This is a genomic window from Sphingomonas sp. CFBP 13728, from assembly GCF_014841895.1.
Classification (GTDB): Bacteria; Pseudomonadota; Alphaproteobacteria; order Sphingomonadales; family Sphingomonadaceae; genus Sphingomonas.
The window spans coordinates 485530-500060 of sequence record NZ_JACYUS010000003.1 but is presented as its reverse complement, the minus strand read 5'-3'; the positions used below and the strand labels follow the sequence as shown (position 1 = coordinate 500060).

Sequence of the window (14531 nt, the reverse complement as noted above, 5' to 3'; positions counted from 1 at the left end):
GCTGCTTCCGCTTCAGGCGGTGGCAGGCCCGCCGCTCCCTCCCGAACTCCGCAGGCGCTTGGCCTACAGCACCCGCTCGTAAACCTGATACACCTTGTTCACCCGGCTCTCGATCGTCTCGGCGATCGACCGCATCCCCTGGTTGTCGTCCAGGATCCAGCCGATCTCCGCGCGCTTCGCATCGTAATGCTCGACCGAGGCACGGCGGATATATTCGATCATCATGAAGGCCAGCTGGCTCGCCATCCGCGACGCCTGCAACTCCTTCACCACCCCCATCAGCGGCACGCGCACGGTCCGCACCTTGGGCTTGCGCAACCACCACAACAGCTTGGCCCAGCCGAACGGCAGCAGGTTGCCGTTGAGCGGCTTGATCGCCTCGTTCATGTCGGGGAGCGTGATCATGAAGGCCGAGGGTACGCCGTCGACCTCCGCGATCCGGATCAGGTCGTTGAACACGATCGGCTTCAGCTTGACGCCGACGTCCTTGATCTCGGGCGGGGTGAGCGGCACGAACCCCCAATTGTCCTTCCACGCGTCGTTGAGGATCGACAGGATGATCGCCGCCTCTTCCTCGAACTTTGTCTTGTCGACGTTGCGGATGACGATCCGCGGGTTCTTCTCGCCCGACTTGATGATGCGCTGGACGATCGGCGGGAACTGCTTGGTGACGTCGACCTCGTACGTCATCAGCTGCTTGATCGGGCGATATTGCGCCCATTCGATCCAGCCGCGATATTCGCGCTTGGCGTGGCCCATCATGATCGTCGGCGGATGATCGTAGCCGTCGATGAGCAGGCCGGGCTCCTCCCAGATCGACATGCTGATCGGTCCGAGCGCCCGCGTCATGCCCTGCTCGCGCAGCCACGCCTCGGCACGCGCCAGCAGCGCCTGGAAGACGTCCTGCCGCTCCGCCTCCATCAGCCCCCACTGGCCGACACCGGGACCGAAGCCCTGCTCGGGCGGCATCGTCAGCGCCAGCGTATCGATATGCGCGGAGATCCGCCCAACGACGCGGCCGTCCTCCTCGGCGAGGAACAATTGCGCCTTGGCATGGCTGAACCAGCCGTTCTTCTCGGGCGTAATCAGCCCGAGCGCTTCCGACTTCAGCGGCGGCACCCAGTTGGGATCGTCCGCGTACAGGCGAAACGGCAAGTCGATGAAGATCTTGCGATCCTTCTTCGTCTCGACCGGACGGATGGTAAGCTTGGCCATGTGTCGTTCCCGAAAGCGCAGTCGAGCGTATCTATCCAGCATCACGCGTAAAGGCGAGCAACACATGCGTCATCGCCGGGCTCTGTCACGGTGATCGTGTTTCCTCGGCGGGTGAGGAGCGCGTCAAACCTGTAAATGCCACGCTGCGGCCACTATCTTCGGGCAAAGGATACACCCATGGACACATCGCTCAGCCTAGCCCGCGGCCCGGCCGCTCCAGCCCCTCCGGTGGCCGGTTCTCCGGCGGGTGGCCTCGTGCGCGTTGCCGACGACAAGGCGATGTTGCGCGCCGCCGCCGATCTCACGCGCGATCTGGTGAAGCCGCGGCCTGCCGTCTATTGGGGCGACCTGATCGCGTCGATGGTCCTCGGCTATGGCGCGCTCTTCGTCGCCGCGACGTCGGACTCGACCGCGATTGCGATCGTCGCGGCGATCGCATCGGTGCTCGGCCTGTATCGTGGCCTCAGCTTCATCCACGAGGTCAGCCACATGAAGCATGCCGCCGTGCCCAATTTCCGGCTCGGCTGGAACGTGCTGGTCGGCGTGCCGATGCTGACTCCGTCGTTCATGTACGAGGGCGTCCACAACCTCCATCACGCCAAGACTCGCTATGGCACGGTCGAGGATCCCGAATATCTGCCGCTCGCGCTGATGAAGCCGTGGACGCTGCCGCTGTTCATCGTCGTCTCGGCGCTGGCACCGATCGCGCTGCTCGTCCGGTTCGCGATCCTGTCGCCCGTGTCGCTGTTGTCCCCGAAGCTGCGGACGATGGTGGTCGAGCGCTATTCGGCGCTGGCGATCAACCCGCAGTTCCGCCGTCGCGCACCCGAAGGCGAGGCAAAGGCCTATTGGGATCGGCTCGAAATCGCCGCCAGTCTCTGGGCGATCACGCTGATCGCGATCACGGTAACGGGCGTCCTCCCGCTCCGCGCTTTCCTGACGATCCTTGGCATCGCATCGGCCTTCGCAGTGCTCAATCAGGTCCGTACGCTGGTCGCGCATCTCTGGGAGAATGACGGCGAACCGATGACCGTGACGGCGCAGTATCTCGACACCGTCAACGTGCCGCCGCCGGCGTTGCTGCCGGCGCTCTGGGCGCCGGTCGGGCTGCGCTATCATGCGCTGCACCACCTGTTGCCGGGGCTCCCCTATCACGCGCTGGGCGAGGCACATCGCCGGATCTCGGCGGAACTCGACGCGATGTCGCCATATCACAAGGCGAGCTATCCGGGGCTGCCGGGGCTGGTCAGCAAGATCGCCCGCAGCACGATGGTCCGTCGCTGACACGAGGGTCCGGGCACATCGCCCGGACCGTCATTTGGAAACGTCGAACTGCTTCAACGCGGCCGCGGCATTGCGGCCCGCGTTGCTGGTCGGAGCCAGCCGCACGGCAGTTCCCCAGCTCGCCCGCGCACCGGGTTCGTCGCCAAGCGCCGCAGCGATATTGCCCGCCTCGAGTTGCACCGAAGCATCGTCCGCCGAACGCTTCAAGGCTTCGGCGATATCGGTCTTGGCCCGCGGCAGGTCGTTCATCCGCCGGGCAAGCGTTGCCGACAACAGCCACGCCAACGGATCATCCCCCGCGTTCTTCAGCGCCCGATCCAGATCGCCACGCGCCGCGTTCAGCTCACCCGCCGCGACCAGCGCGCGCGCGTGATCGAGTTGCGCTTCGCCGAGTGGCAATCCGGTCAGCGTTCCCGCTACCAGCGCTGAATCGAGCGCGGCGCGTGCCTTGGCCGGCTGGCCCGCCGCGAGCCATGCGTTCCCGCCCTGCGCCCAGTAATTTGCCGCGCTTGCGTCCTTGGCGACCTGCGCTTCACGCGCAGCTTCCTCGAACTCCGCCGCCGCGGACGACCAGTTCTTCTCGGCCGCGAATGCCAGCCCAGCGCATTGACGCGCGAGATAGCCGCCACCGCCGATCCGCCATCGGCCTGCTTCCGCACGTGCGGCTGTCGGATCGGTCTGCGCCAGCGCGCCACAGCGTGCGGCGCGATCCGGGCGGGAAACGGCAGGCCCGGCAACGGGCGAGGCCTGCGCGGCGATCAGCAACAACGTCAGGATCATAAGGCGGCGATCACATCCTCGACCGCCCGGATGATGAGCGCGATATCGGGATCGCGCGAAAGGCGGTGGTCGCCGTCCTTGACCAGGCACGTCTGCACGTCGGCTGAACGCAACAGCTCGGCCAGCCGCGCGGTGCGGTGCCACGGCACGTCCGGATCGCGCTGCCCCTGGATCAGTCGGACCGGACCATCGAACGCGATCTCGCCGAACATCAGCCGGTTCGCCTCGCCCGACGACCAGAACGCGCGGGTATAGACCGTCGGCTCGGGACCATAGGGGTTCTTGCGCTCGATCCGCCCGTTGCTGAGCAGCGCCATCTTCTCGTCGGTGGTGAAGCCCCAGTCGGTGAAGTCGGGTGCCGGCGCGATTCCGACCAGACCCTTCACCAGATCGGGCCGCAGCTTGGCCACCAGCAGCATCAGCCATCCGCCCATCGACGACCCGACGATCACCGCGGAGTCTTCAACCAGCGCATCGATCATCGCCAGCGCGTCGTCGCGCCAGTCGGCCAGCGTCTGGTCCTCGAACGCGCCTTCGCTCTGCCCGCAGCCACCATAGTCGAACCGCAGGAACGCGCGCCCCTCGGACTTTGCCCACGCCTCCAGCGTCACGGCCTTGGTCCCCATCATGTCGGACGCATAGCCCGACAGGAACACGATCGTCGGTCCGGTCACGCCCTCGGCCGCGGGCGTATGGTGATAGGCGAGGCGAGGGCGCTCCTTGGCGAGGGCCGTCGGTGCAGGCGGCGTGGCGGTATCGGTCATGCCGGCACCTTAGCCGCGCCTAAGCGCTGGAGAAAGGCGTCGAGTGCAGCCTGGAACGCGGGAGGCTGGTCGAGCATCACGAAATGCGCGGCATCGCCGATATCGACCAAGGTTACGTGCGGCGCCGTCGCGTAAGCCTTCCGATAAAGCGCATCGGCATCGGGCTTGGTCGGCCCCGTCGCGTTCCACGGATAGACCAAGGTGATCGGCGCAGCGATCGACGCCATGTCGGGGCGAAGGTCGGTCGTCAGGTCCTCGTACATCGCCTGTGCCGAGACGCGCGCATCCGCCTTTGCTGCCCAGCCGGCAACCGCCACGCGTGAGTCCGGCTTCAGTGCCATGCGCGCGGCGAGCGCCTCGTTCGCCGCCGGGTTCGCCGGCTTGCCGTACGCCGCGGCCATGGCGACGCGCATCGCCTTGGCCTGAGGTTCGAGCGCCGCCACCGTCGCGCCGGGTGCGAATATCTCGCCGATATACGGCAGCGAATCGACGATCATCAGCTTGCCGACGTCCTCCGGATGCGCCTTGGCCAGCATCAGCGCGACCAGGCCGCCCATCGAATGCCCGACAATGGCCGGCTTGCCGAGTTTCGACTGGGCGACCAGCGTGTGCAGATCGGCGACGATGCCATCGAGAATGCCGGGCGACAGGTTCGCGCGCGGATCGTCGCCACCGAAGCCGTTGACCTGCACCACATACACTCGGTGCGACTTGGCGAGTGTGGGCACGACGCCCGCCCACACCGCGCGAGGCGACGACAGCCCTGGAACGAGGATCACTGGCGTACCCTTGCCGATGGCCTGCACCGAGATGTGCGGCATTTGAGTCTCGGCCGCATCGACCTTCGGCGCGGCGGCCGTCGCAGCCTGCGCGTGGCTCGCGGCAGGACTCAAGCCGATCATCAGCGTCACGGCGGTAGCGGCAAGGCGAGCTTTGAAGTGCGAAATCATGTCACGACTCCTTCGACGGGCTAGTGAAAATGTCTTCGATGCTGAGGTCGAACAGTTCGGCGATCTTGAACGCGAGCGGCAGCGACGGATCATAGCGCCCCGTCTCGATCGCATTCACGCTCTGCCGCGAGACGCCGAGACGGTCGGCCAGATCGCCCTGGCTCCAGTCCCGCTCGGCACGCAGCACCTTGAGGCGGTTCTTCATGCTGCGCGCCGCGTCACCACGATATTGTACCCCCAGCCGACCCACATGCCCGCGAACCAGAGCACCGCGGCGTAGTAGGAAACGATGTGCGGGACGAGGCCGAACCCTTCGAGAAACCCCCAGGCCGTGACGATGCTGAGCATGAAGCCACTGGCGATCAACGACTGCCGGATCATCAACATGCGCATATATTCGTCGGTTTCTTCGATCAGGTAGCGGCCGATCGCGGCGAATATGCCGATAATCGGCAGAGCGGGCAGGATCGCCGCCACATAGGCCGGGGGACCCGTCAAAAGATGCCGGCTGAAGCTGTAGACGACCGTCATCAGGCTCGCCGCGTACAGGATCATTAACACGATGACCCGCCGACTATATTGGCGGACCGCTGCACTGTAAGCCATGGAAAGCACCCTTTCGAATCAGTAAAGGGAACTTGTCGCTATGCCTAGGCAGAGTCAATGACGCTTTACATGGCCGCGCTTTCCTTCTCCGCCGGGAAGAGATGGTACGGAGGGTGACGGAGGGGGAGGACGCGGGCCAGACGTGGCCGCAACGCGTCCTGAGTGTGACCTTATCGTAACCTTTGGAAGCCTGCGGGCTTCCCGGCAGAGGTCAGATGATGAATTCCACCGTCTTCATCTGCGTCTGATCCGCCGCGACAGCGCCGCGCTTCAGCACCATCTGGCGGTGCAGATCGGCGACCGTGTCGCTCCCGCGCGTCTTGCACAACGCCGGCACGACCGCATGGACCAGCGCACCGAGGCCGCCCTTGATCATCGTCATGCCGAAGCGCCCGGCGACGCCGAAATGCTCGACATAGCTCTCCCCGACGGTGGCAGGGTGGTCGAGGAACAGGCGGCGGAACATGGGCAGTCTCCTGTCCTGCCCTGTATCAGGTAGCGGCCAAGGCGTCGACCATTCCCGCCGCCAGCACGCTCAGCGTGTCGTCGCGCGCGCCCATCACCACGATCCGGTCGCCCGGCCGCGCCTCCGCGACCAGCGCCGCGGCGGCCTCTGCGCGGTCGGCGACATGCCGCGCGTCCCGACCGCCCTCGACGATCTGCCCGACGATGTCCGCGCTGGTGACCTCCCGCATGACCGTCCCGCCATAATAGGCCGGGTCGGGCAGAACGAGCACGTCGCCCTCCGCCATCCGCTCGACGAACGTCGCGACCAACTCGCGCCCCATGACCTTCAACGGCCCATAGCCATGCGGCTGGAAGAACAGGAGCAGCCGCCCCGGAAACGCATGGAGCGTATCGAGCGTCGCGGCAATCTTGTCCGGGTTGTGCCCGAAATCGTCGATCACCGCGACCCCGCCTGCCTCGCCAACGAGGTCGAAGCGGCGACGCAGACCTGTGAACCCGGGGATCGCCTTCACTGCATCGGCCAACGATACGTCCGCCGCCATCGCCGCACCGATCGCAGCCAGCGCATTCGCCACGTTATGCCGCCCGGGCACCGCCAGCTTTACCGGCGTCCGAACGCCGCGCGACACGATGTCGAAGCGGATCGCGAACGGCTCCGGCTTCAAATTCTCGGCACGCAGATCGGCCGACGCATCGATCGCAAACGTCGTCACCTGACCGCGTGGCAGCCGCGAGGCGAGTGCCGCCGCATCGGGATCGTTCGCGTTCACCACCGCCGTCTCGGCCTTCGCGATGAAGTCCCCGAACAGCACGCGCAGTTCCTCCAACGACTTGTGGTCGAGGCTGACGTTGTTCAACACCGCGATCTTCGGCGCATAGCTGGCGATCGATCCGTCGCTCTCGTCGACCTCGCTGACGAAAGCCTCGCCTTCTCCGACCAGCGCACTCGCGAACGGGGCGTCAGGCGTGGCGAAGTTCTTCATCACCGCGCCGTTCATCACCGTCGGATCGCGCCCGACGGCGTGCAGGATCCAGCCGATCATCCCGGTGACGGTCGACTTGCCGCTCGTCCCCGCGACACCAATCGGCAACCGGCTGTCGTTGAACAATGACGCCAGCATTGCCGCGCGGGTCGAGCGAGTGCAGCCGAGCGCATCCGCCGCGATCATGTCCGGTACGGTCGCCTCGATCGCCGCCGAGGCAATGACGAGCTGGTCGGCCGAGACGATCCCGCTGCCGTCCTGCGGGAACAGCGCGACGCCCTTCGCGGCGAGGTCGTCGAACTTGGCAGGCACGCGGCCCTGGTCAAGGTTGCGGTCCGAGCCGGCGACGGTCGCGCCACGGCCGGCGAGGATCATCGCGAGCGGCATCATGCCGCTGCCGCCGATGCCGACGAAGAAACAGGGTTTGCTGATATCCATCGGCCCGCGATATGGGCGGTTTGGTAACGGGGCAAGGTCGGGAACACGAACAATGCGCATCGGTGTCCTCGCCGCGTCGAGCCGGACCAATCCCGCGGCGATCGCCAAGATGACCGCCTACGCGGCCACTGCGTTCCCCGAGGTCGAACTCGTCTTCCACCCGCAATGCCTGGAGACCGACGGCCACTTCGCCGGTTCCGATTTTCGACGGGCGGCGGCATTCCTCGAATATGCCAACGATCCGGCGTTCGATGCGCTCTGGTTCTTGCGCGGCGGCTATGGCTCGAACCGCATCCTGGCGATGGTCATGCCCGAACTCGGCCGCGCCGCTCGCCACAAAACCTATCTGGGCTATTCGGACGTAGGCTTCCTGCTCGGCGCACTCTACGCCCGGCGGATCGGCAGGTCCGTGCACGGCCCGATGGTCAGCGACATCAACCGCCACGACGGCGAGGCTACGGTGGCTCGCTCGCTTGGCTGGATGGTGCGTGGCGATCGGGCGGGGCTGGAGCCGGGACTGAACGGGCACCCGTCGGCGGCGTTCAACCTCAGCATCATCACCTCGCTGATCGGTACGCCGTGGCTGCCCGACCTGACCGACCACGTCCTGATCGTCGAGGAGGTGTCCGAGCCCCTGTACGCGATCGACCGCATGCTCTTCAAAGTCGCCAACGCCACGCAGTTGAAGGGTATCGCGGGCCTGCGCCTCGGCGCCGTGACCGCGGTCCAGGAGAACGATCCACCCTGGGGCGAGACGCTCGACTACATGATGGTGCGGTGGAGCCGTGACATGGGCGTGCCTTATCTTGGCCGCGCCGAGGTCGGCCACACACAGGCAAACCATGTCGTCCCGTTCGGGGTGGCGTGACGTTCGACGCCGGCTTGCCTATATAGGGTGTGCGACGGCATAAGCCGCGCCTCTTCCAACACCAGAAAGTCCTCCATGTCCGCCATGTTCCGAATCACGCTGCCCGACGGTTCCGTCCGCGAGGTTGCGCCCGGGACTACCCCCGCGGATGTCGCCGCTGCGATCGGGCCGGGCCTCGCCAAGGCCGCGCTCGCCGCGCGCATCGACGGTCAGGTGCGCGATCTCAACCGGCCGTTCGAGGGCGACACCGCGCTCGCGCTGGTGACCGCGCGCGACGAGGCCGATGCGCTGGAGCTCGTCCGTCACGATCTCGCGCATGTCATGGCCGAAGCGGTGCAGCACCTCTTCCCCGGCACGCAGATCACTTTCGGTCCCGCCACCGACGATGGCTTCTATTACGACTTCGCGCCGAAGGACCGCCCGTTCACCGAGGAGGACTTGCCCGCGATCGAGGCCGAGATGCGCGCGATCATCGCCCGGAACGAGCCGTTCCTGCGCGAGGTCTGGTCGCGCCAGCAGCTGATCGACCGCTGGACGCAGCAGGGCGAGAGCTTCAAGGCCGAATGGGCCGCCGAACTCCCCGAGGGCGAGGAACTGACGATCTACCGGCAGGGCGAGTGGCTCGACATGTGTCGCGGCCCGCACATGGCGTCGACCGGCAAGCTCGACCCCGCTGCTTTCAAGCTGACACGCGTGTCGGGCGCCTATTGGCGCGGCGACCAGAAGAACGCGATGCTGAGCCGCATTTACGGCACCGGCTGGCTCAACAAGAAGCAGCTCGACCAGCATCTCTTCCGCCTCGAGGAGGCCGCCAAGCGCGATCATCGGAAGATCGGCGCGGAGATGGACCTGTTCCACCTCCAGTCCGAAGCGCAGGGCTCGGTGTTCTGGCATCCCAAGGGCTTCGTGCTCTGGCGCCAGATGGAGGCGTATATGCGCCGCCGTCTCGATGCCGCCGACTATGCCGAGGTGAAGACTCCGCAGCTGATGGACGCCAAGCAGTGGGAGCAGTCGGGCCACTGGGGCAAGTACCGCGAGAACATGTTCGTCGTGCCGGACGAGATCCCGAACGTCGAGGATGAGGGCGCCGTGCTGTCGGGCGAAGGCGACCTGATGGCGCTGAAACCGATGAATTGCCCGGCGCACGTGCTGATCTTCAAGCAGGGGATCAAGTCGTACCGCGATCTGCCGATCCGGATGGCTGAGTTCGGCTGCTGCCACCGCAACGAGCCGCACGGCGCGCTGCACGGCATCATGCGCGTCCGCCAGTTCACGCAGGACGACGCGCATATCTTCGTCCGCGAGGATCAGCTTGTCGAGGAAGTGCGCAAGTTCTGCGAGCTGCTCGACAGTGTCTACAAGGACCTCGGCTTCGACGATTACGCGGTGAAGCTCGCGCTGCGCCCCGAGAAGCGGTTCGGCGAAGATTCGATGTGGGACAAGGCCGAGGCGGAGCTGCGTGAAGCGGTGATGCAGTCGGGCCTCAGCGACACGATCAAGGCGAACTTCGAGGAACTGCCGGGCGAGGGTGCCTTCTACGCGCCAAAGCTCGAATTCCATCTGACCGACGCGATCGGCCGGACGTGGCAGGTCGGCACGATCCAGTCGGACCGCGTGCTGCCCGAACGACTCGACGCGTCGTACGTCGGCGCGGACGGCGAGCGGCATCGCCCGGTGATGCTGCACCGCGCGATTCTCGGCACGTTCGAGCGCTTCATCGGCATCCTGATCGAGCATCATGCCGGCCGCTTCCCGCTTTGGCTCGCGCCGGTGCAGGCGGTCGTCGCGACGATCGTGTCGGATGCCGACGATTATGCGCTCGAAGTTGCGGCGAAGCTGAAGGCGGCGGGCATTCGCGTCGAAACGGACCTGCGCAACGAGAAGATCAACTACAAGGTGCGCGAACATTCGCTGGCGAAGGTGCCGAACCTGCTGGTCGTCGGCAAGCGCGAGGCCGAGGAGGGCAAGGTGGCACTCCGCACGCTCGGCAGCCAGGCGCAGACCATCCTGACGCTCGACGAGGCGATCGCGCGTCTTGCGGACGAGGCTCGCGCACCCGATATGTGATCCAACGGGGCCGGCTTTCCGAGCGCGGGTTTCTGCGCTATACGCCGGCCCAAATATTGTCAGAAACTTCAGGAGCAAACCCCATACGTCCTCCCACGATGCGCCGGCCGATGCAGACGCCCGCAATGAACGGCCCGCGATTCAACGAATTCATCCAGAGCCAGAAGGTCCGCGTGATCGATCACGAGGGCGAGAATCTGGGCGTGATGTACACGCGCGAAGCGATCGAGCAGGCAGCCGAGCATGGCCTCGACCTGGTCGAAGTGTCGCCTAACGCCGATCCGCCCGTCGCCAAGTTCCTCGATGTCGGCAAGTTCAAGTACGAGGCGCAGAAGAAGGCGAACCTCGCACGCAAGTCGCAGAAGACGCAGGAGATCAAGGAGATCAAGATGCGTCCGAACATCGACGACCATGACTACGACACGAAGATGAAGAAGGTGAACGACTTCATCGGCGAGGGCGACAAGGTCAAGATCACGCTGCGCTTCCGCGGTCGCGAACTCAGCCATGGGCAGCTGGGCATGAATTTGTTGAAGCGCGTCCAGGACGACGTCGCGGAGATCGCCAAGATCGAGGCGTATCCCCGCATGGAAGGCCGCCAGATGCTGATGGTGCTCGCACCGAAGTAACGGTGAGAAGGGCTTTGCCCTCAGCGATGTGAGCCTTGAGGCTGGTCGGTCCCACAGGACTGGCCAGCCTTTTTCACGTTCTGGGTTGCTCATGGCGCTCCAGCCAGATGGCGGCTCCGTCGGCCATTCTCCTGGCAGGCAAAGGAGCGGCCTGCCTGCCACCCGGCCATGCAAGCAGCGGAGCTAGCTCGCCTGATGAGCGACCCCGCTCACCACAATGCCCAGTTAGAGCAGGCGCGGACAACTGCGACGGCCCTCCCTTGCCGCGTCAGTGCGGTCGCCCCCGGTCTTCGCCGAAGTAGCATGCCTCTTGTACGGGCGCTGAAACGCGGGCGTCTCGTCGATGGAGAGGTGGGCTCGGCTCCTCCGCTCCCCCAAACAGTTGCGATTTGAAACTAGGGTTTGGTCTATGTCGCTGTGTGGCGTTTTTGAGACACGATGTTCAAAAATCTCTTTCCGTATGCGGAAATTACTAGACGTAGGAACGGAGATATCTCTATCTAACGTCCAAACCATAAATTCGAAAAATTCGAATGTTCAGGGAGAGAATGCCGATGCGTATGACCGCATATCTGTTGTCCGCCGTTGCGACCGCGGCGATCGTCACGCCGGCATTCGCGCAGCAGGCGACTAGCACCGTCGAAGCGCAGGCTTCTCCATCACAGGGTACCGCCAACGCGTCGGTCGCTGGCCAGACCAGCGCTGCGACCGATGCCGACACCACGCAGGCGGCTAGCGCGAGTGCCGCGGCGGATGATGGTCGTAACGCCAGCGACATCGTCATCACCGCAACGCGTCGCTCCGAGCGTCTGTCGAACGTGCCCATCGCGGTTTCCGCAGTCGGTCAGGAAGCCTTGCAGAATTCGGGCGGCAGCGACATCCGCTCGCTCAACCAGCTTGCGCCGTCGTTGCTCATCTCGTCGACGGGTAACGAATCCAACGCCTCTGCCCGTATTCGCGGAATCGGTACGGTCGGTGACAATCCCGGCCTCGAAAGCTCGGTCGCGGTGTTCATCGACGGCGTCTATCGTAGCCGTACCGGTGTCGGCCTCAACGAGCTGGGCGAGATCGACCGCGTCGAAGTGCTTCGCGGACCGCAGGGTACTTTGTTTGGTCGCAATGCGTCCGCCGGCCTGATCAACATCATCACGCGCTCACCCGAGTTCGACTGGCACGGCAACGCCGAGGCGACCTATGGCAATTACGATCAGAAGCGCCTCGCCGGTGGCATCACCGGCCCGCTGATTGCCGACAAACTCGCCTTCCGCGTCGACGGCGTCTACGTGAACCGCGACGGTTTCTACAAGAACGTCACGGCCGCCAACGGCAGCGAAAGCCGCGTCAACGACCGCGATCGCTACTTCGTCCGCGGCCAGTTGCTGTTCAAGCCGACCGATACCTTGAGCTTCCGCCTGATCGGCGACTATTCGCATCGCAAGGAAAGCTGCTGCGGCGCGGTCTATTACAACCAGGTCGAGACGACCGATCCAACGCCGAACGCGGCGGGCGTCGCGCCGTTCTTCGGAACCGTCAACACCGATGGTGCAGTGGTCAACAACGCCACGAACCGCATCGTCAACATCCTGCGTCGTCAGGGTGCGGTATTCCCACTGGCCGGCAACACGCCCGATCCGTTCAGCCGCGACGTCGCGATCACGCCGGGCCAGACCTTCCGGAATACGACCAAGGATTACGGCGGCTCGTTGCAGGCCGACTGGGATCTCGGCGGCGCGACGTTGACGTCGATCACGTCGTATCGCCAGTACAAGTCGGGCAACGCGGGCGATGTCGACTACACCAATGTCGATCTCACGCATCGCGCGTCGGACGGCAACGCCTACCGCCAGTTCAAGACGTTCACGCAGGAAGCGCGCCTCCAGGGTTCGCTGTTCAACGACAAGCTCGACTGGCTGGTCGGCGGCTTCTACTCGAACGAGAAGCTAAAGCTCGTCGATAACGTCGTCTTCGGCGCCCAGTACGGGCAGTTCGCTGCCTGCCGCCTGGTCGCGACGGTAAGCCCGGTTGCTGCGCTTCAGAACCAGAATGCACCTGGCTGCCTGAGTGCAGCGGGTCGTGCTACGCTTAACGGCGCATTCGGTCCGCAGGCGGGACCGCTGATCACGTCGGCGCTCGATCGCCTGACCGGTGGGGTCGGTCTCGGTGGCGGGGTCAACAACGTCGGCGATTCCGGCTCGATCTACCGGCAGAAGAGTGAGAACTACGCGTTCTTCACGCACAACATCCTGCACCTGACCGATACGTTGTCGCTGACCGGCGGTCTTCGCTACACGCATGAAACCAAGAAGTTCAACGCGAAGTTCAACAACAACAACACGGTTTGCCCGATCCAGCAGGCGGCGCTTGCGCCGCTGACACAGTCGCAGAGCGGCGCCACGGCGTTTGCGCAGGGTATCGTCACGTTGACGTGCACGGGTAACTCCAGCCCCGCACTCAACGCCCTGAACCTGAACGACAGCTTCGGCGACGGCGAATTCACCGGCACGGCGGTCCTGTCGTGGAAGCCGTTCACCAAGTTGCTGACCTATGCGTCCTACGCGAAGGGCTACAAGGCGGGTGGCTACAATCTCGATCGATCGGATCTTGGCGGTGTAAACGGTGTGCTGACACCGCGCACCAACGCCGATGCACCCGGCCTGCGCTTCAACGCCGAGAAGGTGAACAATTACGAGATCGGCGCGAAGTTCAACACGCGTGGCTTCACGTTCAACGTCGCTGCGTTCCGTGAAGAGTTCACCGATTTTCAGCTCAACACCTTCAACGGTTCGATCTTCGTCGTTCAGAACATCGAGGCGTGTAAGGACAATCTCAACGGGCTCGACAGTGACAACGGCTTCAACCCCGTTACTGGCGCACAGACGGGGACATGCCCGACGAACCGCTCGAAGAAGCCGGGCGTGATCTCGCAGGGTGTCGAGCTGGAGGCGACGATGTCGCCGATCAAGCAGGTCACGTTCACCGCAGGCTACACCTATGCCGACACGCATTTCCGCAAGAACCTGATCGGCAGCTCGACCACCGGCGAGGCACTCGACCGGGCACTCTTCCTGCTGCCGGGTAGCCAGTTGTCCAATGCGCCAAAGAACGTAGTGACGACGTCGTTCGCCTGGACGCCGGATATCGGTGCTAACGGCATGTCGGGCCTGTTCTATGTCGATAGCCGCCTGTCATCCGACTATAATACGGGATCGGATTTGGCCCCGGAGAAGAAGCAGGACGGCTTCGCGGTGGTCAACGCGCGCGTCGGTCTGCGCGGCAAGGACCAGGTCTGGGCACTCGAGTTCTGGGCGCAGAACGTGTTCAACAAGAACTACATCCAGGTGGCGTTCAACACGCCGTTCCAGGGTGCCGGCTCGTCGGCCAACGTTGCGGCGTATGGCGGCACCGGCAACGCGCTCTACTCGGCATTCCTTGCCGAGCCACGCACCTACGGCCTGACGCTGCGCTCGCGCTTCTGATCG

Annotated in this window: 13 protein-coding genes; 5 read left to right on the top strand and 8 right to left on the bottom strand. The window is 64.8% G+C overall.

Going from position 1 to position 14531, the window contains the following annotated elements; genetic code table 11:
- Positions 1 to 63: 63 nt before the first annotated feature.
- Positions 64 to 1215: an N-acetyltransferase gene (locus IFT67_RS15225; protein ID WP_107962743.1), complete on the bottom strand. Its 1152-nt coding sequence runs from the start codon at positions 1213 to 1215 to the stop codon at positions 64 to 66.
- 177 nt (positions 1216 to 1392) lie between these two features.
- Here IFT67_RS15225 and IFT67_RS15220 point away from each other — a divergent pair, with 177 nt between their 5' ends.
- On the top strand, positions 1393 to 2499 hold the full coding sequence (locus IFT67_RS15220) for a fatty acid desaturase family protein (RefSeq protein ID WP_192239019.1): 1107 nt from the start codon (positions 1393 to 1395) through the stop codon (positions 2497 to 2499).
- 30 nt (positions 2500 to 2529) lie between these two features.
- Here IFT67_RS15220 and IFT67_RS15215 read toward each other — a convergent pair whose 3' ends face one another.
- The 7 genes from IFT67_RS15215 to IFT67_RS15185 all read right to left on the bottom strand — a co-directional run bounded on the left by IFT67_RS15215 (position 2530) and on the right by IFT67_RS15185 (position 7488).
- The gene (locus IFT67_RS15215; RefSeq protein ID WP_192239018.1) at positions 2530 to 3279 is read right to left on the bottom strand and encodes a tetratricopeptide repeat protein; all 750 of its coding nucleotides are present in this window, start codon (positions 3277 to 3279) and stop codon (positions 2530 to 2532) included.
- The gene (locus IFT67_RS15210; protein ID WP_192239017.1) at positions 3276 to 4043 is read right to left on the bottom strand and encodes an alpha/beta hydrolase; all 768 of its coding nucleotides are present in this window, start codon (positions 4041 to 4043) and stop codon (positions 3276 to 3278) included. The genes IFT67_RS15215 and IFT67_RS15210 overlap by 4 nt, the downstream gene beginning before the upstream one ends.
- Positions 4040 to 4993 (bottom strand): alpha/beta fold hydrolase, encoded by a 954-nt coding sequence (locus tag IFT67_RS15205; protein WP_192239016.1) that lies wholly within the window; start codon positions 4991 to 4993, stop codon positions 4040 to 4042. Before IFT67_RS15205 ends, IFT67_RS15210 begins: the two co-directional genes overlap by 4 nt.
- A gap of 1 nt (position 4994) precedes the next feature.
- Complete coding sequence (locus IFT67_RS15200) at positions 4995 to 5198, bottom strand: helix-turn-helix transcriptional regulator (RefSeq protein ID WP_107962748.1); 204 nt, start codon at positions 5196 to 5198, stop codon at positions 4995 to 4997.
- Complete coding sequence (locus IFT67_RS15195) at positions 5195 to 5599, bottom strand: hypothetical protein (protein WP_107962749.1); 405 nt, start codon at positions 5597 to 5599, stop codon at positions 5195 to 5197. The genes IFT67_RS15200 and IFT67_RS15195 overlap by 4 nt, the downstream gene beginning before the upstream one ends.
- Positions 5600 to 5810: 211 nt before the next feature.
- Complete coding sequence (locus tag IFT67_RS15190; protein WP_192239015.1) at positions 5811 to 6065, bottom strand: DUF6356 family protein; 255 nt, start codon at positions 6063 to 6065, stop codon at positions 5811 to 5813.
- A 25-nt stretch (positions 6066 to 6090) separates the two neighbouring features.
- On the bottom strand, positions 6091 to 7488 hold the full coding sequence (locus tag IFT67_RS15185; protein WP_192239014.1) for a glutamate ligase domain-containing protein: 1398 nt from the start codon (positions 7486 to 7488) through the stop codon (positions 6091 to 6093).
- 52 nt (positions 7489 to 7540) lie between these two features.
- On the opposite strand from IFT67_RS15185, the gene IFT67_RS15180 reads away from it, so the two are divergent.
- The 4 genes from IFT67_RS15180 (at position 7541) to IFT67_RS15165 (ending at position 14528) form a co-directional block, all read left to right on the top strand.
- Positions 7541 to 8356, top strand: a complete 816-nt coding sequence (locus IFT67_RS15180) for an LD-carboxypeptidase (RefSeq protein ID WP_192239013.1) — start codon at positions 7541 to 7543, stop codon at positions 8354 to 8356.
- Between the two features lie 75 nt (positions 8357 to 8431).
- The gene (thrS, locus tag IFT67_RS15175; protein ID WP_192239012.1) at positions 8432 to 10423 is read left to right on the top strand and encodes a threonine--tRNA ligase; all 1992 of its coding nucleotides are present in this window, start codon (positions 8432 to 8434) and stop codon (positions 10421 to 10423) included.
- 98 nt (positions 10424 to 10521) lie between these two features.
- On the top strand, positions 10522 to 11052 hold the full coding sequence (gene infC, locus IFT67_RS15170) for a translation initiation factor IF-3 (RefSeq protein WP_031396176.1): 531 nt from the start codon (positions 10522 to 10524) through the stop codon (positions 11050 to 11052).
- A 554-nt stretch (positions 11053 to 11606) separates the two neighbouring features.
- Positions 11607 to 14528, top strand: coding sequence for a TonB-dependent receptor (locus IFT67_RS15165; protein WP_192239011.1), 2922 nt, complete (start codon positions 11607 to 11609; stop codon positions 14526 to 14528).
- Positions 14529 to 14531: the final 3 nt, after the last annotated feature.

Excerpts from the sequence above, each read along its gene's own strand:
- IFT67_RS15225 (WP_107962743.1), bottom strand. The coding sequence starts at position 1,215 with ATGGCCAAGCTTACCATCCGTCCGGTCGAGACGAAGAAGGATCGCAAG.
- IFT67_RS15220 (WP_192239019.1), top strand. The coding sequence starts at position 1,393 with ATGGACACATCGCTCAGCCTAGCCCGCGGCCCGGCCGCTCCAGCCCCT.
- IFT67_RS15215 (WP_192239018.1), bottom strand. The coding sequence starts at position 3,279 with ATGATCCTGACGTTGTTGCTGATCGCCGCGCAGGCCTCGCCCGTTGCC.
- IFT67_RS15210 (WP_192239017.1), bottom strand. The coding sequence starts at position 4,043 with ATGACCGATACCGCCACGCCGCCTGCACCGACGGCCCTCGCCAAGGAG.
- IFT67_RS15205 (WP_192239016.1), bottom strand. The coding sequence starts at position 4,993 with ATGATTTCGCACTTCAAAGCTCGCCTTGCCGCTACCGCCGTGACGCTG.
- IFT67_RS15200 (WP_107962748.1), bottom strand. The coding sequence starts at position 5,198 with ATGAAGAACCGCCTCAAGGTGCTGCGTGCCGAGCGGGACTGGAGCCAG.
- IFT67_RS15195 (WP_107962749.1), bottom strand. The coding sequence starts at position 5,599 with ATGGCTTACAGTGCAGCGGTCCGCCAATATAGTCGGCGGGTCATCGTG.
- IFT67_RS15190 (WP_192239015.1), bottom strand. The coding sequence starts at position 6,065 with ATGTTCCGCCGCCTGTTCCTCGACCACCCTGCCACCGTCGGGGAGAGC.
- IFT67_RS15185 (WP_192239014.1), bottom strand. The coding sequence starts at position 7,488 with ATGGATATCAGCAAACCCTGTTTCTTCGTCGGCATCGGCGGCAGCGGC.
- IFT67_RS15180 (WP_192239013.1), top strand. The coding sequence starts at position 7,541 with ATGCGCATCGGTGTCCTCGCCGCGTCGAGCCGGACCAATCCCGCGGCG.
- thrS (WP_192239012.1), top strand. The coding sequence starts at position 8,432 with ATGTCCGCCATGTTCCGAATCACGCTGCCCGACGGTTCCGTCCGCGAG.
- infC (WP_031396176.1), top strand. The coding sequence starts at position 10,522 with ATGCGCCGGCCGATGCAGACGCCCGCAATGAACGGCCCGCGATTCAAC.
- IFT67_RS15165 (WP_192239011.1), top strand. The coding sequence starts at position 11,607 with ATGCGTATGACCGCATATCTGTTGTCCGCCGTTGCGACCGCGGCGATC.